The sequence below is a fragment of the Paraburkholderia sp. NMBU_R16 genome (genome assembly GCF_013282575.1).
GTDB lineage: Bacteria > Pseudomonadota > Gammaproteobacteria > Burkholderiales > Burkholderiaceae > Trinickia.
In genome coordinates this window covers 18,521-45,299 of sequence record NZ_JAAAYE010000047.1, presented here as the reverse complement: position 1 = coordinate 45,299, position 26,779 = coordinate 18,521, and the positions used below count along the sequence as shown (strand labels likewise).

Sequence of the window (26,779 nt, the reverse complement as noted above, 5' to 3'; positions counted from 1 at the left end):
ACATGCGCCGAGCGTCAATCAACAAACGCTTGTCAGCGTCAATCAACATCGGCATCATCAACCTCGCCGCGACATTCTCATCTTGTTTGTCGCGCGTCTCTCATCCAGATTGTCGCGCCACAGGCACGAGCGGATCGTGCGAACCGTAGACGATGAGCGTAGGGACGGCCACATGCGGCAGACGATCTTCGATGCGGTCGGCGATGGCGAGCCGGATCGCGGCGACGGCACGCCGCAGTCCCGCCTTCGCGTAGTCGATACGCGCAAGCGCTGCGGGCGAGCGTGCTTGCTCACGCCGGCCATTGACCCATGCTCGCCATAACTGCTGCCGCAGCGAGCGCGCGTGGGCGTCCACGGTCGGACCTTGCATGACCAGGCAGAGGGTGGCTTCGGGAAAGCGCGTGGCGAACTCGGCGAGGATCTGACAACCGAACGAATTGCCGATGAAGATCGCGCGCGTGAGCCCACAAGCGTCCATCCATCGTTTCAAAGCGTAGGCGAGCGCCTCGACCGACAGTGTCGCGGAGCGCCTGCCGCACCGAGGGCGGCTTTCACCGAAGCCCGGCAAGTCGGGCGCATAGACGCGGTACCACCGGGCAAGCACGAGCATGAGCGGCTCCATGTAACGGCTCGAAACGACGAGCCCGTGCGCGAGCACGACCGGCACCGGGTCAGCGGTACCCTCGGGGCCAGGATGCAAGCGCGAGAACATCGCGAAGGGACCGGCCTGCACCGAAAAACCGCGGATGCCGCTGCGCCTGCTCACCTCATCGATCGCGGGTGCGCGCGCGAGTTGCCGCCAGCGAAAAGCGCAGTACGCCGCGCTGGCGCACGCAGCCACGGCCGCTGCCGCGCAAAGCGCTCGATTCAACATGTGCAGCCTCGCTGAAAAGCCGATTGGCGTTCGTCGAGCACGGGTTGCACGCCGAACGGTCGTATCGGCATATCGAACGCTGCGCAATGTTCGGGCCCGGCGCAGGGGAGTGCAGGAAGGCTGGGGTCGACTCGCCCATAGGCGCGCATTGCCGACGAATCGGTATAAACCTTGATCCTGCTCAGACAATCGATCCGGGACTGTGCTTATATCACGTCATGAGGTAAGCGGACGCATGTCACCGTTTCCCCGGCGGATATCGCCGTTGTGATCTGCGGTTGCACCATGATCGACCCCACGCGAGAAGCGGCATACGGAACCCAAGATGAAGATCGGCGAACCGGAGCAACGTATCACTGACCAACGAGCGGCCGGCTGGCCGGTGCTGAGGCTCGGATTCAGGCCTTTCTACCTGGGAGGCACCGCTTTCGGTCTCCTTGCCGTCGGGCTCTGGCTCGCCGGCTTGCATGGCTATCCGGTCGCGGGGCGAGAGCCGACGATGACGGGCGTGATCTGGCATGTTCACGAAATGATTTTCGGGTTCGTGGCGGCCATCGTCGTCGGCTTTTTGCTGACCGCGGTGCGTGCGTGGACTTCGCGCGAAACGCCGCGCGGCATACCGCTCGCGCTCATTTGGCTACTCTGGGCTGCGGGACGTCTCCTCGTCTGGACCGGACCACCGCTCGTCGCCGCCGTCGTGGACTGCGTCTTTTTGCCGCTGGTGGCGTTCGTGCTCGCGCGTGTCTTGCTGCGTGCGGGCAACCGGCACAACGTTTTTCTTCCCGTCGCGTTGGGACTGCTCGGGCTTTTGAACGTGCTGTTTCATATGTGGGCCTGGCAGGGACGATTCGACCTCGCACTCCGTTCGGCGTATGCAGCGACGGGGCTCATCATCCTGTTCGTCGCGGTCATTACGGGCCGCGTCGTGCCGATGTTTACGATGAACGCCATTCCGGGGTTCACGGTGCGCCGTTGGAAATGGATCGACGCGCTCGCCTACCCGGTGCCGCTCGTGGCGCTCGTGCTCGATGCCGTGAATGCGCCGGCCGTCGCGGTTTTCGTCGTCGCACTCGCTGCCGCAGTGATCCACGCGATCCGCATGATCGGTTGGCGCTCCTGGCGCGTCGGAGCGCGCCCGATACTCTGGATCCTGCACGCAGCTTGTCTCTGGATACCGATCGGCTTCGCGCTGCTGGCATGCTCCGCGCTCGGTCGCGCGCCGCATTCGCTCGCGATCCACGCGTTGACGGTGGGCGCGATGGGCGGGGCGATCATCGCGATGGTGACGCGCACGGCGCTCGGTCATACCGGACGGATGCTCGTGGCCCAGCGTAACGAAGTGCTGAGCTATTGGCTGATGATGGCCGCAGCGGCATTGCGCGTCTTTGGACCGCTGGCCGCGCCTGGCGCGACGGGCGTCTGGATCGATGCGGCCGGCGCATGCTGGTGCCTGTCGCTGTTCGTCTATCTGATCAAGTACGCACCGTTTCTCACCGCGCCGCGGGCGGACGGCAAGGCCGGATGATGTCGAGCACGTTTTCGCTTTTGCTGAACCATTGAATGCAGCGTCGCGGATATAGTCGCGTCAAGACCAACCAGCATGATATGGAGAACGGCAGTGAACGACCTGTGTATCGAACTCGATCATCGGCCCGGCGCCTTGGCGCGCATGGGAGAAGTGCTCGGCGCAAAAGGCCTGAGCGTGGAGGGCGGAGGCGTATGGAGCGTCGATGGACGTGCGACCGCACATTTCCTCTTTGAAAATGGTGCAGCCGCGGCGCATGCGCTGCGGGAGGCGGGCATCGTCGTGCACGCCGTCAACGACGTGCTCGTCCAGCGGCTGAAGCAGGACGTGCCGGGCCAACTCGGCAAGATCGCCCGGCGCATGGCGGATGCCGGCGTCAATATCGAAGCGATGTATAGCGATCACGACCATCGACTCATCCTCGTGGTCGACAACTACGCGGCGGGACGAGAGGTTTCCGAGGCGTGGGAGCGGGAACGTGCCGAGCATGAGAACAACGAGGGAGGGGCGCAGCGATGAGTCAGCACCGATACGCGTTGACGGTGGAATGGACAGGAAACCTCGGTGCGGGTACGCGCAGCTACCAGTCTTACAGCCGGGATCACGTGGTCCATGTTTCGGGTAAGCCGTCGATCGACGGATCGAGCGATCCGGCATTTCGCGGCGACGCCTCGCGGCATAATCCGGAGGACCTTTTCGTCGCCAGCTTGAGCGCGTGCCACATGCTCTGGTATTTGCATCTGTGCTCGGCCAACGGGCTTGTCGTCAACCGTTATCGCGATACTGCGTCCGGCACACTCTCGTTGAAGGCCGACGGTTCCGGGGCATTCTCGAACGTGACATTGGCACCGGAGGTGGTGCTCGCCGCCGGCATCGACGAGCACACGCGGCAACGCGCGATCGAACTGCACGAAGCGGCACACCACATGTGCTTCCTGGCGAATTCGGTTACGTTCGGGATCATCGTCGAACCCGCGGTCCGTTTCGAAGACGAAGCGGCGGATACGGATCGCTGAACGGTCCTTCGCGGCCATGGCGGCGCGACAGACGCGGCCTCGCTAGAATGGCTGGCAACCGGGAGAACAGGAGGATGCGATGACTGTGTCGGGTTTGTCCGTATTCGCGCTGGCGCTGGTCGTGACGGCCGGCTCGCCCGGCCCAAGCGTCGCGGCACTCGTCGCGCGTGTGCTGACCAACGGCGTGCGCGACGTGCTGCCGTTTCTCGTGGCGATGTGGTTCGGTGAAGCGTTGTGGCTGACGTGCGCCGTGACGGGACTCGCGGTACTCGCGCGCACGTTCGAGGCGGTCTTCGTCGTCATCAAGTTTGCCGGCGTCGCCTATCTGCTGTTTCTCGCCTGGAAGATGTGGTTCGCGCCGGCACAGGTTCGCGAAGATGCATTGCCGAGCGCCAGGTCGCCCGTTCGCATGTTCGCTGCCGGCCTGACGATCACCCTCGGCAATCCGAAGATCATGATTTTCTATCTGGCGCTGTTGCCGACGATCGTCGATCTATCTCGCGTCGGCCTGCATGCATGGCTCGAACTCGTGGCGACGATGCTCGTCGTGCTGGCGAGCACCGATTCCTTCTGGGTCCTCGTCGCGGCCCGTGCGCGCAAGCTGCTGACGAGCCGGCGCGCCGTGAAGATCTCGAATCGCGCGAGCGCGACCATGATGGCCGGCGCTGCCGTCGTGATTGCGACACGCTGATTCTCGTAGTTTTCGCAATTTTCCGTAGTTCACCTTTACGCCCCGGCTGAACGAACACCGCGCGTTGCACGCGTTGATACTCAAGTCTGCGCGGATTGGCACGACAGCCGCAATGTGCATCGGCACCATTGGTGGCGTATGCGGTCCGCGTCGATCGTGAGCGAGCCGCGCTTTCCAGGGGTGAACGACGGCGAGCTGCCCGGATTTCGCACATTCGCTTACATCGCCATCGAGCAGCATGGCGATACGCCCGGGCGTGTCTGTCTGTCCAAGGCCCCATCTCCCCACGCAATATCGCGGACTTTACGACCGGAGACGAACGTGCCAATCGACCGAAGGCGTTTCATGACCGGGGCAGCGCTCGCCGTTGCCTCAACCATCGTGGGCTTCGACCCGACGCGACGCAGTTGGATCGACGAGGCTCAGGCTGCGGCGTGCCCGTCGTTCACGCGCGTACCGCCGCTCGACGGCAAGCTCGTCATGGACAGTACGACGTTGGCCGGCAACGCGCACGACGAGGGAAACATGCTTTGGCGCACGCCGTGCGCGGTGCTTTATCCGGCCTCCGTCGACGATATCTCGAAGATGATCCGGTATTGCGGCCGGTTCGGTATAGGCGTCTCGCCGAACACGGGCAAGAATAGTGTGTTTGGTCAGACGCTTGTCGATGGCGGGTTGATGATCAATATGCGATCGCTGGCCACGATTCATTCGATCACATCGACGCATGCCGATGTCGATGGCGGTGTCCTCTGGATGGATCTCATCAAAGCGGCGTTCGCGCAAGGCGTTACGCCCGCCTCCATTACGGGCTATACGCAGCTCGGCGTGGCAGGGACTCTATCGATCGGCGGGCTCAACGCAATGACGAGTAACCGCGATGTCTGGCAGGTCAACCATGTCGCTGCGTTGCAGGCCGTCACCGGCAACGGCGACATCGTCCGGTGTTCGGCCGGCGAGAATACCGATCTCTTCAATGCATTGCGCGCGGGCCTCGGGCAATGCGGTGTGATCACGCGCGCCACCGTCGAGATGGTGCCCGCGAAGACAATGGCGCGACTTTATCGCGTCCCCTATGCCGATATCGCTACCTTTTTTAGCGATGTACGGACGCTCGCGGCGCGCGGGGGCCGCCAAGGCGGATTCGACTGGGTTGCGAGCGTGAATTCGACGGGTCCCGTTGCGCCGATCGCGCTGTGGGCTGCCGCGCTCTTCGATCCGTCGGCTCCGCCGCCGCCCACGGCTACGCTGATGCAGGGCTGCAGCGCGCTCGCGCAGGGCGGTCAGTTCGTCGATATGCCGTACCTCGATTACGTCTTTCTCGTCGACACGGCTGTCAATGCGCTGAGAACGAGCGCGAACTGGGACCGCCTCATCAAACCGTGGATCAATGTAGTGCTGCCGGATTCCGGCGCGCAGGCGTTTGTCGAATCCGTCGTGCCGGCGCTTGGCCCGCAAGACCTCAGCGCGACGACATTTCTCGTCATCGTGCCGGTGAAGTCCGGCACCATTGCCCCACTATTGCGCGTGCCGCCGAGCACCGGGTGGCACTGGGTATTCGGACTCCTCACTAATTCGACGCTGCCAGGACCGGATCCGAGCTATTCGGCCAGCATGCTTGCACGCAACTATCGGCTGTGGCAGAGCGCTGTCGCGATCGGCGGTACGCGTTATCTCGAAGATGCCGTGCCGTTTTCCAAAGCGGACTGGCAGATGCACTATGGAGCGGTCTATGAGCAATTCGCCGCCTGGAAGCGGCAATTCGACCCGCATTACCTGCTCGGGCGCGGCGCAAGTGTGTTTTGAAGGGGCTGGACCGCAGCTGGCGCGCTTGCACTGAGCGATTCCCTCCACTCGCCGGGCGTCACGCCGTAGGCTTGCCGAAAACTACGGTGAAACGTGCCGACACTTTCGAAGCCGCAGGAATAGGCGATATCCGCGATCTTCATGCCCGGGCATGAGAGCGCGAGCATTCGTGCCCGCTCGAGACGCCTGGCGCGCACTTGCTGCGTAAAGCTCGTCCCTGTCGGCTCGAACAGCGCATGCAGTTGGCGAACCGACATGCCGAGCGTCTCTGAGACCCGCGCGGGCGACAAGTCCGGCTCATCGAGATGGTGTTCCACGAAAGCGAGCACGCGTTGCCGTTTAGCGTCGCGCACCGCGTCGCGTACCCATTCGTTTTCTGCCGGGGCGAGCCCGTACGCCACCGCGGCGAGCCGCGCGAAGGTCTGCGCCGCGGCCTCCGCCGCCACCGCATCCATCGACGGGCCCTCGCGAAAAAGCAGGTCGAAATAGCCGCGCAGGAGGCTCGCCATGCTTGTGCGGTCATCGAGCGCGCGCGCGCGAATGACCATCCGCTGTCCCATCAAGGGCGCGATTCGATAGAGCGGGATTCGCACGAGCTGAAAATCGAACCGCTCGCCATTCGTGGGCCCGGTTTTCATCGGGCGTTCGGAAAAACCGATGGCCATCGCGCGTGTCGGCGTGACGAAAGGTTGGCGGTCATCAGGCGTGTCGAACCAGGCTGCGCCGCGCGTCTGCAGATAAAGATACATGGAGTTGCCTGGCCGCTCGGCGATTTCGCGCTCGCGGCGCAGGCACATGTGCGCGCTCGCCTTGAATTCGACGAGCGAGAGATCCATGACCGGTGTCGCGGACAGAGTCGCATCGAAATCTTCGGTACGGCTCGCGGGGTCCCACTCTGCGGTCATGCCGTAGAAGTTGAGGCACAGCGCTTCACGCCAGAACTCGAAGCGTTCGCGCGGCGCCACGCTCCCCGTCGAATAAGTCTGTGTCGGCATGCTGAAACCGAATCATGTGACATGGATAGGCCCGAGTGTAGGCGAACCATCGATAAGCGCAAACGCGCAATGGCGTAGTCCTCCAGCGCTAGTCGGACAAGTCATCGTAAACGATGCGATGCACTCGACCGCGCTCAAGACGCGAAGTCTACGAGACATCTTTCGCTGGCGGCGCTCGACGCATTCGCAGCCGATGCGGCGAACTGCAAGATCCCGTAGTCGCTCTTGCGGCGATCCATCTGCTGGCGTACGCATGCAGGCCTTTGCCGACAAGGCTCATGGCGGTTTCGCCCATGCGTTCCGGCGAAAGTGGGATTTACGAAACGTAGCGTCGATCTGCCTCGGTTCCCGCGCTAACCTGAAGTCATGCAGTTTCGGTGACCGATCTTCGAGGGAGGCATTGACGTCATGGATGAAATCGAACGCGAGCTGGCCAAGCTGATCACCGAGGGGCTCGATCTGGATATCGACCCGCAGAGCATCGACCCCGAGGCGCCCATTTTCGGCGAGGGTCTCGGTCTCGATTCGATCGATGCGCTCGAGCTTGGTCTGCTGTTGTCGTCGACCTATCAGATCACCATCACGCCGGGCGACCAGAAGAATCACGAGATATTCCGCTCGCTGAGGGCGCTCGGCCATCATGTCGAGCAGCATCGGGCCGCACAGACTCATTGATACCAGCCGTCACGAGGGCAGAAGGCGCCATGATGACGGTGACGGGAGGGGCGAGATGCGTGATTCGCGATACCGTGGATGCCAGCCATGCGGCGATACCGGGCCATTTTCCCGGCCATCCGGTCGTGCCGGCCGTCGTCTTGCTCGAGCGCGTCAGCCGTGCCGTCGCGCAATCGTATGCCGGCGCTGCGATTACGCGCATCGAGCACGTGAAATTCGTGGAGGTGCTGCGCCCGGGCGAGCCGTTCGAGATCGTGCTTTCGATCGATGACGACATCGTCTCTTTTCAATGCGCGAAGGATGCCGGTTCGCTTTTCGCGTCCGGCAGGCTTCGCGCGGAGGTCAATGCAGCATGACGAACGCATCGGCGCCGATCGCGCCGCTTTACGTGAACGCTTATACCCTCACCAGTGCGCTCGGTGCGGGCAACGACGCTGCGTTGGCCGCGTTGCGGTCGGGGCAGGGCGGCTTGCGCGAACTCGAGTTGCGCACCGGCCGCAAGACATGGCTCGGTCTCGTGGATGACGAGGCCATCGGCGATTCGCTCGGCGGCGAGTTTGCGCGATTCGATTGCCGCGCGCATCGCATGCTTGGCCGGGGCGTCGAGCGCGACGGCTTCGCGCTCGCCGTGGCCGGTGCCCGCGAGCGGTATGGCGCCGAGCGTGTCGGATGTTTCGTCGGTACGATCGCGTCTGGACTGGCACATCTCGAAGCGTGCTATGTCCGTCGTACCCCAAGCACGGACGATCTTGGCTCAGATGTCCGCGTGCGTCATACCGCGCACCTATTCTCGGCAACGGAATACGTCATGCGCGTGCTCGGTATCGACGGACCGTCGGCCACGATCTCGACGGCGTGCTCGTCGAGCGCCAAAGTGTTCGCTACCGCATACCGTCATATCGCGGCGGGTCTGTGCGATGCGGCGGTCGTGGCAGGCATCGATTGCGCGAACGAAGGATTCATTTACGGTTTTCACTCCTTGGGCTTGCTCTCGACGCAACCGTGCCGGCCGTGGGACCGCAACCGCGACGGTATCAGCATCGGCGAAGCAGCCGGCTTCGCTTTGCTCGAACGTGCGCCGCGCGGCCATGGCGCGGTGGCGTTGACGGGCTTCGGCGAGAGTAGCGACGCCTATCACATGACAGCGCCGCACCCCGAAGGCGAAGGTGCGCGCGGCGCAATCGACCAGGCGTTGCGCCGCGCCGGCCTCGCTCCGGCTGACATCGACTACGTCAATCTTCACGGCAGCGGAACGCCCTCGAACGATCGATCCGAAGATGCCGCCATCGCTTCGGTGTTCGGCGGCGCATGCGCCTGCAGTTCGACCAAGGGCTGGACGGGCCACACCCAGGGCGCTGCCGGTATCACCGAAGCGGTGCTGTCGTTTCTGTGCATGCGCGCGAACCTCGTTCCGTCGACGCTGAACACGATTGATCCCGATCCGGAACTGCGAACAGACGTCGCGCTCGAGAACGAGGAGAGGCCGCTGCGCCGCGTGCTCAGCAATTCATTCGGCTTCGGCGGCAACAACTGCGCGCTCATTTTCGAGGCTGTGCAATGAAGACGCTCTTCGTCGAAGCGCTCGAGGTACTGGGCCCCGGGCTGTCCGGCTGGGATGAGGCTGCCGCCACGCTGCGAGGCGAGAAGCGCTATGTCCCGTGCGAATTCGAGGCCGGCGAACCGGAAATGCTGGCGCCGAACGAAAGGCGGCGCGCGACAGCCGCGATTCGTCTTGCGTTGCGTGTCACCGAACAACTCGCGAAGCGCTCGTCGCTCGATCTGGCCGCGCTGCCTTCTGTGTTCGCCTCTTCCGCGGGCGATCTTCACGTGACCGATCGCGTTTGCGTCGCGCTGGGTCGACCGGGGGTGCCTGTTTCTCCCTTCCACTTTCACAACATCGTGCACAACGCGAGCGCCGGCTATTGGTCTATCGGCGCGCACGCGTGCGGCGGCTCGACGAGCCTCAGTGCGGGCGAGACAACGTTTGTCGCGGGTCTGCTCGAGGCCGGCTGCCTGGTACTGGCCGAGCGTGCACCCGTGCTCTTCGTCTGCTACGAGCAGCCGGCGCCTGCGCCGATCGATGCGCATCTGCCCATCGTCGCACCGTTCGCGGCAGCGATGACGATTCATCGCGAGCGCGTCGGCCGGGATTGTTTCGCGATGCATATCGAGCATGTCGGGAGGCGGGACGATACGGCTATGGCGGACCACGCGCTCGAACGCTTGCGCAGCGGTAATGCCGCCGCTCGCGCATTGCCGCTGCTCGCCCGGCTCGCATGCCACAGCGACGAGCGAGTCTTTCTCGCAACGGCGCCGGAAGGCGCGCGAACGAGCGTGGCCATCCATGTCGAACCGGCTTGACGGTCGAGACATCTATCGCCGGATTCCCCATGCGGGAGCCATGTGCCTGCTGGCGGCCGTTCGGGAGTGGGATGCGAACGGCATTGTCTGCACTGCGCATTCGCATGCGCGGGCGGACCACCCGCTGCGCCAAGACGGCCGATTGAGCAGCGTGCACGCGATCGAGTACGCGGCGCAGGCCGCGGCACTTCACGCGAGCCTCACCGGCGCGACCGTCAAGACCGGCGAGGCTCGCGCCCTGCGGCGTGCGTATATCGCTGCGCTGCATGCGGTCGAGCTCTGCCCATGCTCGCTCGACGAAGTTGAAATGATTCGGAGTCCTCTGGACATTCGAGCGCGATTGACTGCGACGGGCGTGACAGCCGCACGCTATGAGTTTTCCGTGGTGTGCGGCGCAGTTCGTATCGCTCGCGGCACGATGACCGTTGCGATGCCAGAGTGAATTTTTTCGATGGAGCGCAAACGATGGCATTTCAGATCGACGACCTCAGTAACCAGCTCGGCTATTTCCGCCTGCTCGAGACATCGGAAAAAGCGCGCTGGATCTTCCGCGACCAGCCGTGGGACGAGATCGACGAGAGCAAGGTGAGCGCCGAACTGATCGAGGATGTGAAGATCGCGGCCTATGCCGAACTGACGACGTTCTCCGCGACGGAAGCGTTCATGAAGCTGCTGCACGACGATGTCGACTTCACTCAATGGCTTTCCGTGTGGTTCTTCGAAGAGACCAAGCATCCGCTCGCGCTGATACGCTGGCTCGGCAAACTCGGCGTGCCAACCGCGCAGGATTTCATCCATCGCGGCAGGAAGATCGAGCCGATGACCCCCTCGCGCGTGGAAATGCTGACATCCAATATCTGCTCCGAGATCGCGGCCAACACCGCGTACAACCAGTTCGCGAAGACCGTGGAAGAGCCGGTGCTCGTCGAAATCGTGAAGCATCTCGCGCGCGACGAAATGCGGCATTCGGTTGGCTTCGAATACTACTGCCGGCAAGCGATCGAGCGATCCGACGATCCCGAGCGGGACCGCCTCATCGCACTGCGCACGGCATGGTTCCTCTTGCAGCCGGCAAGCGACGGCGTCACGCAACATCCCGTGTTCTTGACATTGCTTAAAATGAAATGCCTCGACATGAAGGAAGTCGAGCGGCGCTACCGCGAACATATCGTGAGCCGGATCGCGAAAATGCTCGATCTCGAAATCCCGAGCGTCGACGCGTTCTATGAGGTCTACGCCGGCATGAAAAAGCGCTACCGCGCCGCACGGCGCTCCGCGCATGTTGCGTGAGGCGACGAGCCGCGCGCTCGCCGATATCGCGGGCTACGGCGCGAACGGCGTGTTCGTCCCGCTCGACGACGAGCGCGAGGCCACCGATCTATGCGTGCGCGGCGCCATTCCGCCTGAGCTGGACGGCTTGTATCTGCGCAACAGCTTCAATTCGCATCCGTCGCGTCGTACACCGCAGCCGCACGTGTTTCTCGAAGATGGCATGGTGCACGGTGTGAGGATCGCGCAAGGCCGTGCACTCTGGTATCGCAATCGCTGGGTATCGACCGATGGCCTTGCGCAGGTAGCGAACCGCGCGCCACCGGGCGGTCCTGCCGATCGTCGCTGGAGCTTCGGGAACGCGGCCAATGTCAGCGTCGTCGCGCACGCGGGGCGATTGTTGGCACTGGGCGAAACGGGGCTGCCTTATGAGCTGAACGGACGATTGGACACAGTGGGGCGCTGCGATTTTGGCGGCGGCCTGGCTCGTAGCATGACCGCGCATCCCAAGCGCGATCCCGCCACCAACGCCCTGCATGGCTTCGGCTATTGGCCGCGGCGTCCCTACGTAACCTACTTTCGCGTGGACCCCGATGGACGAATGGCGCGCGCCGAACCGGTCGACGTCGCGGGCGCCACGGTCATGCACGATTTCGCCATTTCCGAGCGCTTCGCCGTTTTCGTCGACCAGCCCCTATTGTTCGAGAGGCCGCCGCGCCCGGGAGGCGGCTTGCCGTTTCGCTGGGCACCCGAGTACGGTTCGCGTCTCGGCTTGCTCGATTTGCACCGTGAAGGTGTGCCGGTGAAATGGTTCGCGATCGATACCTGCTTTGTCTCGCATGTGCTCAATGCATTCGACGACGGTGACCAAGTCGTGCTGCGCGCGGTGGTCAGTCATCCTTACTACCTGACCGGTATGCCACGGCCGCACGCGGCTTCGTTAGCGATGCATGAGTGGCGGATCGACACACTGGCAGGGCGCGTCTCGGGCACCTGCATCGCCGATTCGCCGGGCGAGTTCCCGCGGCTCGACGACCGCTTGACGGGCCGCGCGCATCGATACGGCTATTCGACGGAGATTGTGCTTCGTCACGGTTGGCTCGCCTGTAGCGGCCTTTTCAAATACGACTTTGCGAGCGGCGCCGTCGAGCATCATCGCTTCAGCGAATATGAAGCGGCGTCGGAGGCGCAGTTCGTGCCGGCAAGGGAGGACAGCGCCGAAGACGAAGGCTGGGTGTTGTGTTTCCTCTATGACGCACGCGTCGATCGCAGCCGGCTGGTCGTGCTCGATGCTCAGCGGTTCTGCGGCGAGGAGGTGGCATCGATCGAGCTGCCGCAGCGCGTGCCGTATGGCGCGCATGGAACATGGGTCGAACGGCAGGCGCTCGAGCGCGCAACGTCGCCATGCCGGTGATCTCGGTGACGCGCTTGCATGTGCGCGCCTGGCGGCACATCCCATTCGTGCTGGCCGCGACGATGGCGGCCGCCTGGCAGGCGCGCGCGGCACCGGGCAACCTCGCTGTATCGGTGCTCAGCGCGAGCTGCGATACCTATTGGACGCGAACCGTATGGCAGGACGAGCCCGCCATGGTGGCCTACGTGCATGCGGGGATTCATCGCCGGATCATGCGTCATCTGCTGAGATGGTGCGACGAAAGCTCGGTCGTTCATTGGCACGACAGCGTGGCGCGGTTGCCGGCGTGGGACGAGGCCCATCGGCGCTTGAGCGACGAGGGGCGTCATTTTCCGCCGCCCGAGGCGGGGTTGCCACCCGCGTTTGCGTTGCCGCGCCGCAGGTTTTGGCGCGAGCTTCGCATCAGGTAGCCCGCGCGGTTTTTGCCTCGAAAGGGTCCCGGTCGAGAACGCTTGCCCATAGCGCGGACCAGGTGGGCCAATCGTGGCTGCCGGCAGTGTCGACGCTGCGTTGCGCCGGCAACAGCGCTTGCAGCAGCGTGCTGCCCAGCGCGAACGGATCGCTGCGTCCATAACCGAGATGCACGTGCAAGCCACTGGACGCGTCCCGGACCTCACGGCGCAGCCAGTCGAGCACGCGCCATTCCATATCGCCCGGCTCGTTGGCGTCGGGCCGCCAGGCATCGAGCCCGCCCGCTTTGGCGATCTGCACGAGCACCCGCCGACTGGCGAGATAGGGGGCGAGCAGGACGACGCCGTCCGTGCTGCCCGGGTGCGCACGGCAATACATCAGGGCGCCCATCGCGCCGAGCGACGTGCCGACGAACCAGAGCCGTTCGATGCCGCGCCGATGGGCGATCCGATCTATCTCGCCGTGCAATCGAGGCAGTAGCGAACCATCGGCATAGGCGGGGAAATCGACGTCGATACCGAGTGCATCGACGGGCAGGCGGCGCTCACGGAGCGCCTGCACGATCCCGTTCGAAAAAAAAGAAGAGGCGCGGTCGTTGACGCCCGGGAGCATGACGAGCAAGACGCGCCCGGCTGCCGGATCGGGCGACGGATCGAACAGAGCATTGATTGACATGCGATGGTCCGTTCTCGCGGGGGGACGGAAAAGCAGTCCCCATTATGGGACAACTTTGAAGTTGCGCATTCGTCTCGATGGTCGAATTTTCGTAGTAGTGGTCAATCATGACGCATATCGGCTTACTGTTGTGCCGAGAGGACAGGCGGGCGAGGCGATGAGCAATCGTATTTCACGGCACGATCCTGATGAAGCGAGGCATTCACCGTGCGCCGTCGAGCGTCAGTTCGGCTATCAGCCGAACTTGCCACGGCCGACGGCTGCGCCTGCCGGCAGCGCTGCACTGCGCGGACTCCCCCCGCGTTTGCCGACGAGGCGCATGCACGTCGATATCGAGGGGACGTACGGCGCGCTGCGCGATCGGGCGCGCGAGGTCATCGGTCCCGACGCATTCGACGAAACCGCATTCGCAGCGCACCTGCGCGGCGGGAGGACAGGGAGGCTCGATCTATCGGGCGGGATCGAGAATCGCCTGCATGAAGCGGATCAGTGGACGTTGATGCATGTGGACCCGCTGGCCGGCGGACCGTTGAAGCTGATCGGTCACGGCACCGATCATGCCGTCTACGTCGATCCGAGCCGGCCGGGACAAGTGACGAAAATCAGTGTCGAGACGCTCGGACGTCTGATCAGGTGGCTCATGCTGTTCGGTCGTGGCGAGGAGCTGAGAACGCCGCAATCCATTCGTGCCGCCGGGCAGGTACTGGCTCGCAAGGAGATCGAGCGCGACGGGCGGCTTCGCCTCAAATTTCCCGCGGAAGTCGTGCCGCGCCAATCGATCGGGATCGACGAAATCTCCGTGCGTGCCGTAGTGGCGCAGTTCCTGTTGCAAGGCGGCTTGCTCCTCGAACCGCACCGGTCGGTTCCGGCGCTGAACTCGCATGCGATCTATCGGCTGCCCGCACTCGTGAGGCATCAGAATTTTCTGCCGCAGCTATCGGATCCGGCAACGATGCACTTCAGCCTGAGCTTGCATTACGTCGAGCGTTTCGCCGAGCCGCCCCCTGACGAATCCTACGCCGATATCAACAACAGTTTGGTGCTGAATCGTCCGGGCAAATTCAACAAAGACCATTTCGATTATTGCTTCACGGGAACGAAGTTGAGCGAGCTTTACGACGCCAGCGAGACCGATAAAGCATTGCGTGACAGCATTCGCGATTTTTTGCGGCACGCTATCGACTTCATGAACTACACGGGGGAGGTGGTGGACATTGCAGGCGACGGCAACGTCATCTTCAACACAGGAAGGTACTACCTCCCGGATGCGCTGGTTTCGCCCAACTTCGAAGGTGCGCTCAGGTTTTCGGCAAACACGCTGCGCCGGCTCAAGCAGCCCGAGGAAATCGCTTTGGGCAGCGAGGCATGGATGCTGACCTTCACGCTAAGCATCGTGCGGGCCATGAATGCAATGGCGCAGGCGCTGGGCATCGATGAACGTGTTCACTTGTTGCACCCTGATGAGGAGTCAGAACCGATCGACTGGGCGAGCGTGTTGTGGAAGTTGCGTGACAGCCGGACCGCGGCGGCGAATCATTCGCTCGAGCGCGAACCGCTGCTGATGCCGGTCGAATCGTTCCCCTGGGGCATCGATACACACGGCCTCGCCGCTTGACTCGAGTGCGATCGGCGGACGTGGGGTCAAGGGCGAGCCGTGCCAGCGTGGCTCGCGCGTCTCGCGTCGCGACGGTACAGAACCCGTCCGCGACGTCGATCATTGCACCCGCCACCAGCGTGGCAAGAGTCGCCGCACCTCCGGCCGGCGATACCGATCGTCGATCAAATGAAGCACGCCGATATCCTGTTCGGTGCGCACGACACGGCCAGCGGCCTGGACGACTTTTTGCAGGCCCGGATAGAGGTATGCATAGTCGTACCCGTTGCCGAACTTGGCTTGCATCGCCAGGCGCATTTGCTCATTGACGTCGTTGACCTGGGGCAGCCCGAGCGTGGCAATGAATACGCCAATGAGGCGATCGCCCGCGAGGTCCACACCTTCGGAAAACGCCCCGCCCAGTACCGCGAGGCCCACGCCGCGTTCGCCGCTTCGGAACCGGGCCAAAAACGCGTCCCGTTGCGATTCGTTCATTCCAGGGGATTGCATCCAGACCGGCAGACCAGGATGTTGCGCGCGCAACAATGCCCCGACACGCTCGAGATAATCGAAGCTGCTCACGAATCCCAGATAGTTGCCTGGCAATGTTTCGTATTGTTTGGCGATGAGTTCGACGATCGGTGCGAGCGATCTTTCCCGGTCGCGCCACCGGGTCGAGACTTGCGCGCATACGCGCACGGTCAATTGCTCGGGCCGGAATGGGCCCTCGACATCGAGCACGCGCGTTGCGTCGGGCAGCCCCAACGTGTCGCGATAGAAATGCGTCGGGCTCAGTGTGCCGGAAAACATCACCGTCGCGTGCGCGGCTGCGTGGCGTTCCGCTAAGAACGCGGCAGGCACGACGTTGCGCACGCACAGCGTCGACGTCGTTCTTGCGCGGGGCCCTGAGCGCCCTGAGGTGTGCGCCTCGTTCGAGACCGTGCTGTCGAAGATCGAATGGTCGTCGAACTGTTCGGCCAGCGTCACGAAATGCAGCACGTCGAAGAAAAATCGACGCATTGCGTCGTCGATCGCAGAGGCATCCTCGGCAAGCTGATCGGTCACTGCGCCAATGAGGTTTTGCGCTGCAAACACCAGCTTGGGCGGGATCTCGGCATGAACCGTATAGCGCTGCTCTTGCGTCCGATCGAGCGCGCTCCATTCGCGTTGGAGTCGCCGAAGCGGTTTTTTCAGGCTGTCCGGTGCCACCTTCAGTGCGCCTAGCAGCGCCGGCCGCTCGAGCGAGGCCGTGTACATCTTGCGGCCGCGCTCGAGCAGGTTGTGCGCTTCGTCGACGAGTACGGCTACACGCCATTCGTGGGCGCGTGTGAGCGCATAAAGCAGTGCGCTGGCGTCGTAGTAGTAGTTGTAGTCGCCCACGACGATATCGACCCATCGCGCAAGCTCCTGCGCGAGGTAATACGGGCACACGTCGTGAGCCAGCGCGACGTCGCGCACGGTCTGGCGGTCCAGCCTGCGCTCGGTCAGCGCGGCCCCGCGTGCCGCCGGCAGGCGATCGTAGAATCCGCGCGCAAGCGGACAGGACTCGCCGTGGCAGGCTTTGTCGGGATGCTCGCACGCTTTGTCGCGCGCGACGAGCTCGAGCGTGCGCAGCGGTAATGTTTCGACGCCGGTATTCGAGCGCAACACATCGATCGCGTCCAATGCCAGTGCGCGGCCCGGCGTTTTCGCCGTCAAAAAGAACAGGCGATCGACATGCTGCTCGGCGCAGGCCTTCAGCACAGGAAAAATCGTCGCCAGTGTCTTGCCGATGCCGGTCGGTGCCTGAGCCATCAGAACCGCGCCATCGCGCGCTGCGCGATAGACGGCGACGGCCAGCTCGCGCTGCCCGTTCCGAAATGTGCCGTGGGGAAATTCAAGCGCGCGCAGCGCCGCGTCGCGGGCCGTGCGATGCGCGTGCTCCTGTGCCGCCCACTGCATGAAGCGTTCACACTGCTCGTTGAAAAATGCCTCGAGCGACGAGGCGTCATGCGTCTCGCTCAGCACCGTCTCCTTCTGGCTGCCGATTTCGAAATAGACGAGGGCGACCTCGATCCGCTCGAGCCCGCGGGCCTGACATAGCAGATGCGCGTATAGGCGCGCCTGAGCCCAGTGGAGTGCGCGATGATTGCCAGGCATGGCATCGAGCTCGCCCCGGTAGGTCTTTACTTCCTCGAGCCGATTGAGCGAGGCATCGTATCCGTCGGCTCGCCCGCGCACGGTCAGCTCGCGATGGGTGCCGACGAGCGCGATTTCGGCTTCGTAGCCGGCGCCGCGCCGTTTGGCAACGACGGCATGCCCTTCGATGCCTTCGAGCGCGCTCGGTGCCGGCGTGAAGCGCAAATCGAGGTCGCCGCATTTGGCGGTGAATTCGCACAGCGCTCGAACGGCCACTACGAAGCTCACGGGGCGACTCCGGCGCCCGGCGTTGTGACGTCGGCCACGGCGCGGTCCAAGCCATCGATGCCGCCCTCGACTTCGCCCTCGATCTCGACTTCGCCTTCCCAGCGCACGTCGAGCACGCGTGCCGGCATGCCATGTTGCGCGCAATAGGCGAGCCACCGGATCTGGTTGTCCTGCAGGCGGTCGCCGGGGCCCTTGACTTCTATCAACTCGTAGCGCCGTTCGGTGGGCCAGAACCGAACGAGATCGGGCAGGCCCGACCGATTCGCTCGTATATCGCTGACAAGCCGCGCAAACCAGAGTTTCAAATGCCTGGCAGGCAGACAGTCGAGTGCCAGCGTCATCAGTGGGCTCGTCAGTGCGCCCCAAAAGACGAACGGCGATTGCATACCGGCTTTGCGCTCGTAGTGGCGCCAAATCGTGTCGTAATAGGCGCCGCTATCGAGTTGCGCGAAGCAGCGCGCGAACGTTTCGGCGCGGCGAGCCAGGAAATCGGGTGCGTGAAGATCGGCGGGCCCGCGCTGGAACGGGTGAAAGAACGAGCCGGGCACGGGTTCGAACACGGCTTCCCAGCACAGCAGCCCGAACAGTGAATTGATCAATGTGTTCTCGACATAGAACACGGGCGCCTGCGGCGCATGCAGATGATCTTGGACGACGTACTCCACAGCGAGGGGAACGGCCGGGCGCGTCAGTGTAAGCGTCGAGCGTGCGAAACCGGCCGGGGCTGGTGGGCGCGGGGCAGGCTGCCCAAGCCGGCGCGCAAGGCGGGGCATCATGCGTGCAGCGCGCTGGTACTCCTCCTCGTTCTCGGGGGCCTCGAGCGCGCGCGTGACGAGCGCGAACGCATCGCCAAAGCGTGCGCAACGTTCGAGTACACGCATGCGCCGGTGACGGGCTTCGGGCCATTGGCTGCGCTCGTAGACTTCGAGTGCGAATTCCCAATCCCGCATTTGCTCGGCGCGATAGCCGATTCGATAGAACAGTTTGGCGCGCCGCAGTTCAAGCCAGGCGTTGTCGATCGGCATGGCAAGCACCGCGCCGAACAGCTCGCGCAGTGCTGCGATCCCGTCGATGCCGTCGAGCGCTTCGCGGCATGCCTGCAGCGCGAGGTAGGCGTCGACATCCGAGCGACGTTGGAATGCACGGGCGGAAGGTTCGAACGACACGGCCTCGTATCGATAGACGCCAAGGTCCGCCAACACGAACTCCGACCAGCTCTGATGCAGATTGCCAAAAAACATCAGCCTCACCCGATCGCAAACGGGCGAGATTTCGAGTTCGAACACTTGTTCGTCGCTCGTGGCGTCCCATGCTCGATAGGGCTGCGTCTGGGCGCCGTACTCTGCGCGCAGCAGCTCGCGCAATTCCGACTTGCTGCATCGGCGTAACGCGGCGGCTTCGGAAAATATCCGCTCCAGTTCGGGGCGTGTCGCGAGCGAGAAGAGATCGTCGATCGAAAGTTGCGGCTCGTGATCGATCCAGCCCAGCGCGATCAGCGGCGCGGCCGCGACGAGGGGGCAGCCGATCTCCGGGTAATTCAGCTTGCTCGTGCGAAAGCGCGGGCCGTTGCGCATTAGCATGCGAACGAGCAAGGCACGCGAGGCGAGGGGCAAGCGAGCGAATGCGGATGCGAATTCGCGCTCGGTCGCATCGAGCAGATCGTCGTAGCGCTCCGATACCCACGCGAGCGCGCGCTCGAAGTTCAGCAGGTAGTAGAGGGGCGACGGGGAAGAGGGGGAGGACTCCACGGTATTGCTATCGACCTGTATATCCATACAGGATGATAGCAGAGTCGCCCCAGCCTCATTTCGTCGGCGCGCGCCGCGTTTCCTACGTCGTTTCCTTGGTTTTCTGCACGCCTTCCCAGAGGCCGTTGAGATACACCGCTCCGAGCGCACGATCGTAAAGTCCGTAGCCCGCGCGCCCGCTTTCGCCCCAGATCATGCGTCCATGGTCGGGCCGTGCATACCCGTCGAAACCGACTTCGAAATACGCCTTGACGATCTCGGCCATGTCGAGCGAGCCGTCGGCCGATCGGTGAGACGTTTCGTGAAAATCGCCGGCCGCGTTCGTATGGACGTTGCGCAGGTGGGCGAAATGAATGCGTCCCCGGGCGCCGAACTCGCGTACCAGAGAAGGGATATCGTTGCGTGCGTCGGCTCCGAGCGAGCCCGAACACAGTGTCAAGCCGTTGGCGGGATCATCGACGATTGCGAGCAGGCGTGCGAGATCGTCGCGGTTCTTGACGATGCGTGGCAGACCGAAGATCGGGCGTGGAGGATCGTCGGGATGGATGGCCATCTTGATGCCGGCCTCCTTCGCGACGGGCACGACCACGCGCAGGAAATAGGCGAGATTGGCCCACAAGCCCGACTCGTCGAGTGCGGCATATTCGGCCAGCAGCGCCTTCAATTCGTCGGGCCGGTAGCTCGTATCCCAGCCCGGCAGTGCGATACCCCGCCCGATGTCGAGCGCGTCGATCTGCCGCGTGTCGAAAGCGAGCGTCGTGGAGCCGTCGGGCAACCGCATGTCGAGCGACGTGCGTGTCCAGTCGAAAACGGGCATGAAGTTGTAACAGACAACCTCGATGTCGCAAGCGGCAAGGTTGCGCAGCGTCTGCGCGTAGTTATCGATGAGCCGGTCGCGCGACGGCTTGCCGAGCTTGATGTCCTCGTGAACCGGCACGCTCTCGATGACTTCGAGCTTCAGGCCGTGCGCCTCGATCCTGTCTTTCAGCGCGCGAATCTTTTCGACGGGCCAGACATCGCCGACCGGAACGTCGTAGATCGCCGAGACGATCCCATACATCCCGGGAATCTGGCGAATATAGGCGAGGGGCACGGGATCGCTCTCGCCGTACCAGCGAAACGTCATCTTCATGTTGGTTAGGAATCCTAGCTATTTCGAAACGAGCGGCAGTTCCTCCGCTCGTCACAGTGGCAACGGCGAATGCGGCTCAGGTGATGACGCCGACTTGCCAGGGCACGAATTCGTTTTGCCCATAACCCAAAAGCTCGCTCTTCGAACGCGTACCCGACGCGCAGTCGAGCATCGTGCGAAAGATCTTCTCGCCGAGTGCGTCGATCGCATCGGTGCCATCCACGACGCCTCCGCAGTTGATATCCATATCGTCTTCCTGCCGCTCCCACAAGGCCGTGTTGGTCGCGAGCTTCAGCGACGGTGCGGGCGAACAACCGTAGGCCGAGCCGCGCCCCGTCGTGAAGCAGATCAGGTTCGCACCCGAGGCCACCTGCCCGGTCGCCGAGACGGGGTCGTAGCCGGGCGAATCCATGAAGACGAAACCCTTAGCCGTAATCGGCTCGCCGTACTCATAGACTTCGACGAGGTTCGTTGTGCCGCCTTTCGCGACCGCGCCCAATGATTTTTCGAGAATCGTCGTCAATCCGCCCGCCTTGTTGCCGGCCGAGGGATTGTTGTCGAGCGCGGCGTGGTTGCGCGCGCAGTACTCCTGCCACCACGCAATACGGGCCAGGAGCTTTTCTCCGACTTCGCGGCTGACCGCGCGGCGCGTCAGCAAATGTTCGGCGCCGTAGATCTCCGGTGTTTCGGAGAGTATCGCTGTCCCGCCATGCCGCACGAGACGATCGACGGCCGCACCCAGCGCGGGGTTCGCGGAAATGCCGGAGTAGCCGTCCGAGCCGCCGCATTGAAGCCCGACGACGAGATGCGCCGCCGGCACGCTCACCCGCGTCGCGCGATTCGCGTCAGCGAGCATCTCCCGCACCATGGCAATGCCGCGTTCGACCGTCTTGCGGGTGCCCCCGCTGTCCTGGATCGTGAAGCTGCGCAGCTTGGGCGCATCGCCGCGCAGCCCGCCGGCTTCGAGCACGCCCTCGATCTGATTCGTCTCGCAGCCGAGTCCGACGAAGAGCACCGATGCGAAGTTCGCATGCAGTGCGTAGCCTGCCAAGGTGCGCCGCAAGATGCCGATGCCTTCGCCATGCATATCGATGCCGCAACCGAGCCCGTGCGTGAGCGCGACCACCCCGTCGACGTTGGGATAGTCGGCCAATGCCTCGGGATGGACGTCGCGCCGGAAATGATCGGCGATGGCGCGGGCCACCGTGGCCGAGCAGTTGACGCTAGTCAGGATGCCGATGTAGTTGCGCGTGGCAACGCGGCCGTCGTCCCGGCGAATGCCCATGAAGCTGGCGGGTTCGGGCACATAGGCGGTCGGGTGGACATCGGCGCCGAATGCGTGCTCGCGCGCGAATTCGGCCATGCCGAGGTTATGGACGTGCACATGCTGCCCGCGCGCGATGTCCGCGCGCGCCACGCCGATGACCTGGTTGTAGCGTTTGACCGGCGCGCCCGCGGCGATGGCACGCGTCGCGATCTTGTGGCCGGGCGGGATCAGCCCCGACACCACGAGGTCTTCGCTCGCGATGCGCGTGCCAGACATCAGCTGACGCGTGGCGATGACGACATCGTCGTTCGGATGAAGGCGGATCACGAGGTGATCCTGAGAAGCGGGTGAAGACATGGCATGCCTCGAATGACGAATGACGAATGACGGGCGCGCGAGCTCACACCGCGGAGCGCGCGGCGTCGACGCTGCGTGCGTCGGGTTCGACGGGCAGCGGCTCGATCTTGCCGACGATCACCAGATAGCTGAATGCGCCGAGAAAGCAGAATCCGCCGGCCACGATGAGCGGGATCGTGAACGAGCCCTTGGTCAGCGCGACCATGACGCCTGTGAACGTCGTGATGACGATGCCGGCCAGATTCGATGCGAAGTTCTGGATTCCGCCGATCGAAGCGACGTGTCGCGGGGTCGGCGCGACGTCGGCCGGCAGGGACCAGATACTGGCCGCGGCGAAGGCCAGGCTGCCGTATGCGATGCCGAAGAAGGCAAGCATCAGATAGACGTTCGATGTCAGCGTCGAAAGCGTGATGACCGACGACATCAGCATACCGCCGACCATGCAGGTCTTGCGCGCCGCCGTGAGGCTCCAGCCGCGGCGATAGAGCGCGTCGGACACGAGGCCGCCGATCCAGCCGCCTGGAATCGCCATCAGCGCCGGGATCATCCCCAGCGTGCCGAGCGATTTGAGCGAGAAGCCCCGCGTTTGCACGAGGTAGCTCGGAAACCAGGTGATGAAGAAATAGATGACGAAGTTCAGGCAGAAAAAGCCGAGCATCATGCCCCAGAGCGTGCGGTGCTTGAACAGCGACGCCCAGGTGATTTCGTTGCCCGTCTGAGCCGGCGCTTCGTAGACGGCGTCATGTTCGCCGGTCATGTCCGCATGCGCGGGGCTGCGGTAGATGACGAACCAGCCCACGATCCAGAGTGCGCCGAGCGCGCCCGTGATGACGAACGCGGCTTTCCAGCCGAGCGTGCCGATGATGAGCGCGACGACGGGGATCGACAGCGCCGATCCCACGCGCGAGCCGCTATCGAAGATGCTCGTGGCGAGCGCCCGCTCGCTGGGTCGGAACCACTGGCTCACGAGTTTGGCGCACGAAGGGTAGGCGCCGGCTTCGCCGACGCCTAGCAGCAGGCGGCAGCCGAACATGCCGGCCACGCTCGTGACGCCCGCCGTCGCGGCGGTGAAAAGCGACCACCAGCCGACCGCGAGCGGCAAGGCGATGCGCGCGCCGACGCGATCGACGAACCACCCGAACGGAATCTGCATCAATGCGTAGGTCCAGAAAAATCCGCTCAAAATGAGGCCCATCTGCGCCGGTCCGATGCCGAGCGCCTTTTCGATTTCAGGCGCGGCGACCGCGAGATTGGCGCGATCGATGTAATTCACGGCGATCGCTAGAAAGCACAACAAAATCACGACCCAACGCATTTTTCTCATTACTTGTCTCCTGGTTGCCTGCCGGAGCGAGTGCTTTGTGCCCGCCCCAGTGATATGAATACTGGCTTTGAAACGAGACGGCGGCGGCTACTCAAACTGCGGTGGCCGTACGCAGTGCTTCGTGAAGCCGCGGCTGTGCCAACCCGAGGCCGAGTTCGGCGGCCAGCACGACGACGGGGCGCAAGCGCCGTTCCTTCTTTTCGCCGTGATTGCGGGCGATGTCGGCGAGCCGGTGGTCCAGAAACGGATTCAGGAACCGCTCGCGCACGTCCTCCAGATACCGGCGAGCCGCTTCGCCCTGGCCCTGCGCATCGAACACCGGCAGCACTTCGTCACGCCAGACGGATTCGAGATCGGCGCGCAAGGCGGTGTCGCGCATCGCATGCAGCGTGTTTTCGTCGGCGGCGCGCCCATCGGTTTGCCAACGCTCGGCGAGATAGGTATGCCCGAGGTTCAGCAGGAACAACTTCAAGCTCTCATAGCGATGCAAGTCGTCAGTGACGATCATGGCGTCGTGCTCGCACGGCAGCACCATGCCCGCGCGCCGCTCGATCGCCCATAGGGCATAGGGCTCGGCGATGGCGCCGATGGGCCGGATCGGCTCGGAGACGATGCGGTCGACGAGCGAATTCACCCAGACGCAAGTCTCTTCGATATAGCGCACGAATGCCGCATCGGCATGCCATTGACGCGCGAGGCCGGCGACGAGCGCGCGCAGCGTATCGCCGTTCTGGCTGACGAGCTCGCAAGGCAGCAAGGTGAGCGGCGCACCTCCGGCCGCGAAGCGCGCGTGAAGCAGCACAGCGAGTTTGGCTGCGAAACCGCGCGGCACGCGAGTCTCGTCGTGCAGAAGTGCCGCCGTGTCCTCGTCGTTGCCTCGATAGCCACTGTCGCCGGTGTTCGAGATCACGACGCGCGCATCGCGGACGAAGCGCTCGCGAACCGTCGCCCAGTCGCTATTGGCATCGAGCGCTTCGTCGACGGCATCGCATTCGATCGTCGTGTCGACGATGGTCTCGCGTTGCAGCCCGCGCACGCGAACGGGATAGCGCTTCGCGGCGCGCAAGGCGTCGATTCGTGCACGGCTTTCGGGATTGCTCGTGGTCTGGACCACGGTGACATGACCCAGTGCACGACCCGTTTTCAACGCCTCGGAGATGAACAGATCGGCATGCGCCTGCAAAAAGCGGCTCGTGCCGAATTGAAGAATCGGATTACCCATTATCGATGACGGTGGAGTTTCAGCAGGCAACGAGGGCTTTGATGACGCCGGCGTTCGGATCGAGCAGCTTCGGAAACGTCTCCGGCAGTTCGGCAAGCGTCAGCCGGTGCGTATTGAGGGCTTCCGTCGGAATCTTGCCTGCGCGCATGGCGTCGAGCACGGTCTCGAAATCGGCCGGCGTCGCGTTACGGCTTGCCAACAGCGTCGTCTCCCGCTTGTGGAATTCGGGATCCGAGAAAGAAATCCGATCCCGCACGATCGAGATCAACACGTACTTGCCGCCGTGCGCGACGAATTCGAGCCCGCGCTCCATTGCCTTGATATTGCCCGTCGCGTCGAAGACGACGTCGAAGAACTCATCGCCGGTGATCTGGGCGAGCGCCTTTGCGTCCGTGGCCGCCTCGCTCGTGTCGAGCAGCACCGTGTGGTCCGCTTGTAGCGCCTTCGAACAGACCTCGAGCCGGTCCGCGCGGCCATCGAGCACCGTGACCTGCGCGCCGCGAAGCTTGGCGAAAATCGATGCGGCCATGCCGATCGGCCCCGCACCGACGACGAGCACGCGCTGTCCGTGCTTCACCTCGGCACGCGCGGCGGCGTGGGCGCCGATCGCGAGAAATTCGAGCATCGCGGCCTGATCGAGCGTCACGCCGTCGGCCTTGAAGACGAAGCCCTGGGGCACGACAAGGTATTCGGCCATCCCGCCGTCCGCATGAACGCCGAGGACGCGGATATTCACGCAGCAGTTGGTCCTGCCTGCACGGCACGCGACGCAGTGGCCGCACGACAGATAGGGCATTACATAGACCTGGTCGCCGGCCTTGACCGACGCGCTCGCGGGTGCCGACTCGACGATGCCGGCCAATTCGTGGCCCATCACGCGTGGATAGGCTAGGTAAGGCTGATTGCCGGTGAAGATGTGCAGGTCGGTACCGCACACGCCCACTCGCTTGATACGGATCAGAACGTCGTCCGGTCCGGCCTCGGGCCGCGGGCGCTCGGAAACGGTAAGCTTGCCCGGTTGTTCGCAAATGACGGTTTTCATCGAAGGCTGAAGGGTTAGGGGACGGATTGCCACCGAACTCGGCGGGGCTGTGCGGCGACCTGCTAAAAGACATTTGGCCTTACCAGCGTGCAAAATATAAAAATTGGAGTAATTGGTCAAGCCAATTCTGCGGGACGCGATTCGTCTGTCGAATGCGCTGGGGCGCCCGTCGAGGGCATATGCCGAGGTACGGCTTCGATTTACAATCGCGGCTCGTTGGCGGGTGCTGGGATCCGCCGGAGTCTCATCGACAGGATGTGCACGTGGCAGCCAAACCCGCCGAGACGCGTCGTCTTTATCTTCAGATTGCCGACAAGCTGCGCGCATTGATGGAGCAGCCTGATTTCGCGCGCAATGGGCGATTGCCGCCCGAGCGGGAACTGGCCGAGCGGCTCGGTGTATCGCGCCCCACGGTACGCGAGGCGCTCGTCGCACTGGAGCTCGAGGGACGCGTCGAGATTCGCATGGGCTCGGGCGTCTATGTATGTGCAACGCACGGCGAAGCAACGAGCGCCGTGCCGAACGAGGACGAACTCGGCGACAGCCTCGTCGACAACATGGCGGCTCGCTCGCTCATCGAGGGGGCGATCGTCGCGAGCGTGGCGCCGTTCGCGAAGCCGAAAGCACTCAAGGCGCTACGGGCGATTTACGACGACATGGCGCGCGAAGTCGCGGCGGGGCAAATACCGATCGGCCCCGATCGCGCGTTTCATGCGGCAATCGCGCAAATGTCCGGCAACGAGGTACTGATTCGCCTGATTGCATCGCTCTTCGACGAGCGGCACAGTCCGCTTTCGACGAAATTGCGCGATCACTTCGAAAACGACGGCACATGGCGCGCGGCGCTGGGCGAACACAAGGAGATTCTCGACGCGCTCGAGGCGCGCGACCCGGTACAGGCGCAAGCAGCGATGCAACGGCATATCAAAGCATCGCTCGAGCGCGTGATGGCGCAGCGCAAGCAGGGGTAAAACC

General features: G+C 63.7%; 25 protein-coding genes. 15 read left to right on the top strand and 10 right to left on the bottom strand.

Annotated elements, in window-relative coordinates; translation table 11 throughout:
• Nucleotides 1–100: 100 nt before the first annotated feature.
• Nucleotides 101–874 carry an alpha/beta fold hydrolase gene (locus GWC77_RS21190; RefSeq protein WP_173260117.1) on the bottom strand — a complete coding sequence of 258 codons (774 nt, stop codon included), beginning with the start codon at nt 872–874 and terminating at the stop codon, nt 101–103.
• A 325-nt stretch (nt 875–1,199) separates the two neighbouring features.
• Here GWC77_RS21190 and GWC77_RS21185 point away from each other — a divergent pair, with 325 nt between their 5' ends.
• The 5 genes from GWC77_RS21185 to GWC77_RS21165 all read left to right on the top strand — a co-directional run bounded on the left by GWC77_RS21185 (nt 1,200) and on the right by GWC77_RS21165 (nt 5,912).
• Complete coding sequence (locus GWC77_RS21185) at nt 1,200–2,399, top strand: NnrS family protein (protein ID WP_173260116.1); 1,200 nt, start codon at nt 1,200–1,202, stop codon at nt 2,397–2,399.
• Between the two features lie 93 nt (nt 2,400–2,492).
• Nucleotides 2,493–2,918, top strand: a complete 426-nt coding sequence (locus GWC77_RS21180) for an amino acid-binding ACT domain-containing protein (protein WP_173260115.1) — start codon at nt 2,493–2,495, stop codon at nt 2,916–2,918.
• Complete coding sequence (locus GWC77_RS21175) at nt 2,915–3,415, top strand: OsmC family protein (protein WP_173260114.1); 501 nt, start codon at nt 2,915–2,917, stop codon at nt 3,413–3,415. The genes GWC77_RS21180 and GWC77_RS21175 overlap by 4 nt, the downstream gene beginning before the upstream one ends.
• Nucleotides 3,416–3,494: 79 nt before the next feature.
• Entirely contained in the window at nt 3,495–4,106 is a 612-nt protein-coding gene (locus GWC77_RS21170; RefSeq protein ID WP_173260113.1) for a LysE family translocator, read from the top strand.
• A gap of 345 nt (nt 4,107–4,451) precedes the next feature.
• On the top strand, nt 4,452–5,912 hold the full coding sequence (locus tag GWC77_RS21165; RefSeq protein ID WP_173260112.1) for an FAD-binding protein: 1,461 nt from the start codon (nt 4,452–4,454) through the stop codon (nt 5,910–5,912).
• Here GWC77_RS21165 and GWC77_RS21160 read toward each other — a convergent pair.
• Entirely contained in the window at nt 5,879–6,907 is a 1,029-nt protein-coding gene (locus tag GWC77_RS21160) for an AraC family transcriptional regulator (RefSeq protein ID WP_173260111.1), read from the bottom strand. The two genes, GWC77_RS21165 and GWC77_RS21160, sit on opposite strands and share 34 nt — an antisense overlap.
• A 408-nt stretch (nt 6,908–7,315) precedes the next feature.
• Between GWC77_RS21160 and GWC77_RS21155 the strand changes: the two genes are divergently transcribed.
• Genes GWC77_RS21155 through GWC77_RS21120 form a run of 8 tightly spaced genes read left to right on the top strand, consistent with a single transcriptional unit; the run spans nt 7,316 to nt 13,036 of the window.
• Nucleotides 7,316–7,582: a phosphopantetheine-binding protein gene (locus tag GWC77_RS21155; RefSeq protein WP_217283361.1), complete on the top strand. Its 267-nt coding sequence runs from the start codon at nt 7,316–7,318 to the stop codon at nt 7,580–7,582.
• A gap of 29 nt (nt 7,583–7,611) precedes the next feature.
• Nucleotides 7,612–7,938 (top strand): hydroxymyristoyl-ACP dehydratase, encoded by a 327-nt coding sequence (locus GWC77_RS21150; protein ID WP_173260110.1) that lies wholly within the window; start codon nt 7,612–7,614, stop codon nt 7,936–7,938.
• A gap of 17 nt (nt 7,939–7,955) precedes the next feature.
• Nucleotides 7,956–9,143 (top strand): beta-ketoacyl-ACP synthase, encoded by a 1,188-nt coding sequence (locus GWC77_RS21145; RefSeq protein WP_173260121.1) that lies wholly within the window; start codon nt 7,956–7,958, stop codon nt 9,141–9,143.
• Entirely contained in the window at nt 9,140–9,943 is an 804-nt protein-coding gene (locus GWC77_RS21140; RefSeq protein WP_173260109.1) for a beta-ketoacyl synthase chain length factor, read from the top strand. Before GWC77_RS21145 ends, GWC77_RS21140 begins: the two co-directional genes overlap by 4 nt.
• Entirely contained in the window at nt 9,927–10,385 is a 459-nt protein-coding gene (locus GWC77_RS21135) for a hydroxymyristoyl-ACP dehydratase (RefSeq protein ID WP_173260108.1), read from the top strand. The genes GWC77_RS21140 and GWC77_RS21135 overlap by 17 nt, the downstream gene beginning before the upstream one ends.
• A gap of 23 nt (nt 10,386–10,408) precedes the next feature.
• Nucleotides 10,409–11,233 carry a ferritin-like domain-containing protein gene (locus GWC77_RS21130; protein WP_173260107.1) on the top strand — a complete coding sequence of 275 codons (825 nt, stop codon included), beginning with the start codon at nt 10,409–10,411 and terminating at the stop codon, nt 11,231–11,233.
• The gene (locus GWC77_RS21125; protein WP_173260106.1) at nt 11,223–12,626 is read left to right on the top strand and encodes a carotenoid oxygenase family protein; all 1,404 of its coding nucleotides are present in this window, start codon (nt 11,223–11,225) and stop codon (nt 12,624–12,626) included. The genes GWC77_RS21130 and GWC77_RS21125 overlap by 11 nt, the downstream gene beginning before the upstream one ends.
• Nucleotides 12,617–13,036, top strand: a complete 420-nt coding sequence (locus GWC77_RS21120; protein ID WP_173260105.1) for a DUF3291 domain-containing protein — start codon at nt 12,617–12,619, stop codon at nt 13,034–13,036. The genes GWC77_RS21125 and GWC77_RS21120 overlap by 10 nt, the downstream gene beginning before the upstream one ends.
• Here GWC77_RS21120 and GWC77_RS21115 read toward each other — a convergent pair.
• Entirely contained in the window at nt 13,029–13,712 is a 684-nt protein-coding gene (locus GWC77_RS21115) for an alpha/beta fold hydrolase (RefSeq protein ID WP_173260104.1), read from the bottom strand. The two genes, GWC77_RS21120 and GWC77_RS21115, sit on opposite strands and share 8 nt — an antisense overlap.
• Before the next feature lie 319 nt (nt 13,713–14,031).
• Here GWC77_RS21115 and GWC77_RS21110 point away from each other — a divergent pair, with 319 nt between their 5' ends.
• Nucleotides 14,032–15,327: a hypothetical protein gene (locus GWC77_RS21110; protein WP_173260103.1), complete on the top strand. Its 1,296-nt coding sequence runs from the start codon at nt 14,032–14,034 to the stop codon at nt 15,325–15,327.
• A 99-nt stretch (nt 15,328–15,426) separates the two neighbouring features.
• Here GWC77_RS21110 and GWC77_RS21105 read toward each other — a convergent pair whose 3' ends face one another.
• The 7 genes from GWC77_RS21105 to GWC77_RS21075 form a co-directional block, all read right to left on the bottom strand.
• Nucleotides 15,427–17,712 carry an ATP-dependent DNA helicase gene (locus GWC77_RS21105; protein ID WP_173260102.1) on the bottom strand — a complete coding sequence of 762 codons (2,286 nt, stop codon included), beginning with the start codon at nt 17,710–17,712 and terminating at the stop codon, nt 15,427–15,429.
• Nucleotides 17,709–19,487 carry a VRR-NUC domain-containing protein gene (locus tag GWC77_RS21100; RefSeq protein WP_173260101.1) on the bottom strand — a complete coding sequence of 593 codons (1,779 nt, stop codon included), beginning with the start codon at nt 19,485–19,487 and terminating at the stop codon, nt 17,709–17,711. The genes GWC77_RS21105 and GWC77_RS21100 overlap by 4 nt, the downstream gene beginning before the upstream one ends.
• A gap of 55 nt (nt 19,488–19,542) precedes the next feature.
• Complete coding sequence (gene uxuA, locus GWC77_RS21095; protein ID WP_173260100.1) at nt 19,543–20,592, bottom strand: mannonate dehydratase; 1,050 nt, start codon at nt 20,590–20,592, stop codon at nt 19,543–19,545.
• A 76-nt stretch (nt 20,593–20,668) separates the two neighbouring features.
• Complete coding sequence (locus tag GWC77_RS21090) at nt 20,669–22,216, bottom strand: UxaA family hydrolase (RefSeq protein WP_173260099.1); 1,548 nt, start codon at nt 22,214–22,216, stop codon at nt 20,669–20,671.
• A gap of 43 nt (nt 22,217–22,259) precedes the next feature.
• The gene (locus GWC77_RS21085) at nt 22,260–23,540 is read right to left on the bottom strand and encodes an MFS transporter (protein WP_173260098.1); all 1,281 of its coding nucleotides are present in this window, start codon (nt 23,538–23,540) and stop codon (nt 22,260–22,262) included.
• Nucleotides 23,541–23,631: 91 nt separating this feature from the next.
• Nucleotides 23,632–24,762 (bottom strand): mannitol dehydrogenase family protein, encoded by a 1,131-nt coding sequence (locus tag GWC77_RS21080; protein WP_173260097.1) that lies wholly within the window; start codon nt 24,760–24,762, stop codon nt 23,632–23,634.
• Nucleotides 24,763–24,781: 19 nt separating this feature from the next.
• On the bottom strand, nt 24,782–25,804 hold the full coding sequence (locus GWC77_RS21075) for a zinc-binding alcohol dehydrogenase family protein (protein WP_173260096.1): 1,023 nt from the start codon (nt 25,802–25,804) through the stop codon (nt 24,782–24,784).
• A gap of 263 nt (nt 25,805–26,067) precedes the next feature.
• Between GWC77_RS21075 and GWC77_RS21070 the strand changes: the two genes are divergently transcribed.
• Nucleotides 26,068–26,775: a FadR/GntR family transcriptional regulator gene (locus GWC77_RS21070; RefSeq protein WP_173260095.1), complete on the top strand. Its 708-nt coding sequence runs from the start codon at nt 26,068–26,070 to the stop codon at nt 26,773–26,775.
• The last annotated feature ends 4 nt before the right edge of the window (nt 26,776–26,779 follow it).

Bases quoted from the DNA above. Each gene is read 5' to 3' on its own strand.
- GWC77_RS21085 (WP_173260098.1), bottom strand. From the start codon at position 23,540: ATGAGAAAAATGCGTTGGGTCGTGATTTTGTTGTGCTTTCTAGCGATC.
- GWC77_RS21090 (WP_173260099.1), bottom strand. From the start codon at position 22,216: ATGTCTTCACCCGCTTCTCAGGATCACCTCGTGATCCGCCTTCATCCG.
- GWC77_RS21080 (WP_173260097.1), bottom strand. From the start codon at position 24,762: ATGGGTAATCCGATTCTTCAATTCGGCACGAGCCGCTTTTTGCAGGCG.
- uxuA (WP_173260100.1), bottom strand. From the start codon at position 20,592: ATGAAGATGACGTTTCGCTGGTACGGCGAGAGCGATCCCGTGCCCCTC.
- GWC77_RS21135 (WP_173260108.1), top strand. From the start codon at position 9,927: ATGTCGAACCGGCTTGACGGTCGAGACATCTATCGCCGGATTCCCCAT.
- GWC77_RS21160 (WP_173260111.1), bottom strand. From the start codon at position 6,907: ATGCCGACACAGACTTATTCGACGGGGAGCGTGGCGCCGCGCGAACGC.
- GWC77_RS21190 (WP_173260117.1), bottom strand. From the start codon at position 874: ATGTTGAATCGAGCGCTTTGCGCGGCAGCGGCCGTGGCTGCGTGCGCC.
- GWC77_RS21185 (WP_173260116.1), top strand. From the start codon at position 1,200: ATGAAGATCGGCGAACCGGAGCAACGTATCACTGACCAACGAGCGGCC.
- GWC77_RS21150 (WP_173260110.1), top strand. From the start codon at position 7,612: ATGATGACGGTGACGGGAGGGGCGAGATGCGTGATTCGCGATACCGTG.
- GWC77_RS21130 (WP_173260107.1), top strand. From the start codon at position 10,409: ATGGCATTTCAGATCGACGACCTCAGTAACCAGCTCGGCTATTTCCGC.
- GWC77_RS21100 (WP_173260101.1), bottom strand. From the start codon at position 19,487: ATGGATATACAGGTCGATAGCAATACCGTGGAGTCCTCCCCCTCTTCC.
- GWC77_RS21110 (WP_173260103.1), top strand. From the start codon at position 14,032: ATGCACGTCGATATCGAGGGGACGTACGGCGCGCTGCGCGATCGGGCG.
- GWC77_RS21170 (WP_173260113.1), top strand. From the start codon at position 3,495: ATGACTGTGTCGGGTTTGTCCGTATTCGCGCTGGCGCTGGTCGTGACG.
- GWC77_RS21155 (WP_217283361.1), top strand. From the start codon at position 7,316: ATGGATGAAATCGAACGCGAGCTGGCCAAGCTGATCACCGAGGGGCTC.
- GWC77_RS21165 (WP_173260112.1), top strand. From the start codon at position 4,452: ATGACCGGGGCAGCGCTCGCCGTTGCCTCAACCATCGTGGGCTTCGAC.
- GWC77_RS21140 (WP_173260109.1), top strand. From the start codon at position 9,140: ATGAAGACGCTCTTCGTCGAAGCGCTCGAGGTACTGGGCCCCGGGCTG.
- GWC77_RS21175 (WP_173260114.1), top strand. From the start codon at position 2,915: ATGAGTCAGCACCGATACGCGTTGACGGTGGAATGGACAGGAAACCTC.
- GWC77_RS21120 (WP_173260105.1), top strand. From the start codon at position 12,617: ATGCCGGTGATCTCGGTGACGCGCTTGCATGTGCGCGCCTGGCGGCAC.
- GWC77_RS21075 (WP_173260096.1), bottom strand. From the start codon at position 25,804: ATGAAAACCGTCATTTGCGAACAACCGGGCAAGCTTACCGTTTCCGAG.
- GWC77_RS21115 (WP_173260104.1), bottom strand. From the start codon at position 13,712: ATGTCAATCAATGCTCTGTTCGATCCGTCGCCCGATCCGGCAGCCGGG.
- GWC77_RS21125 (WP_173260106.1), top strand. From the start codon at position 11,223: ATGTTGCGTGAGGCGACGAGCCGCGCGCTCGCCGATATCGCGGGCTAC.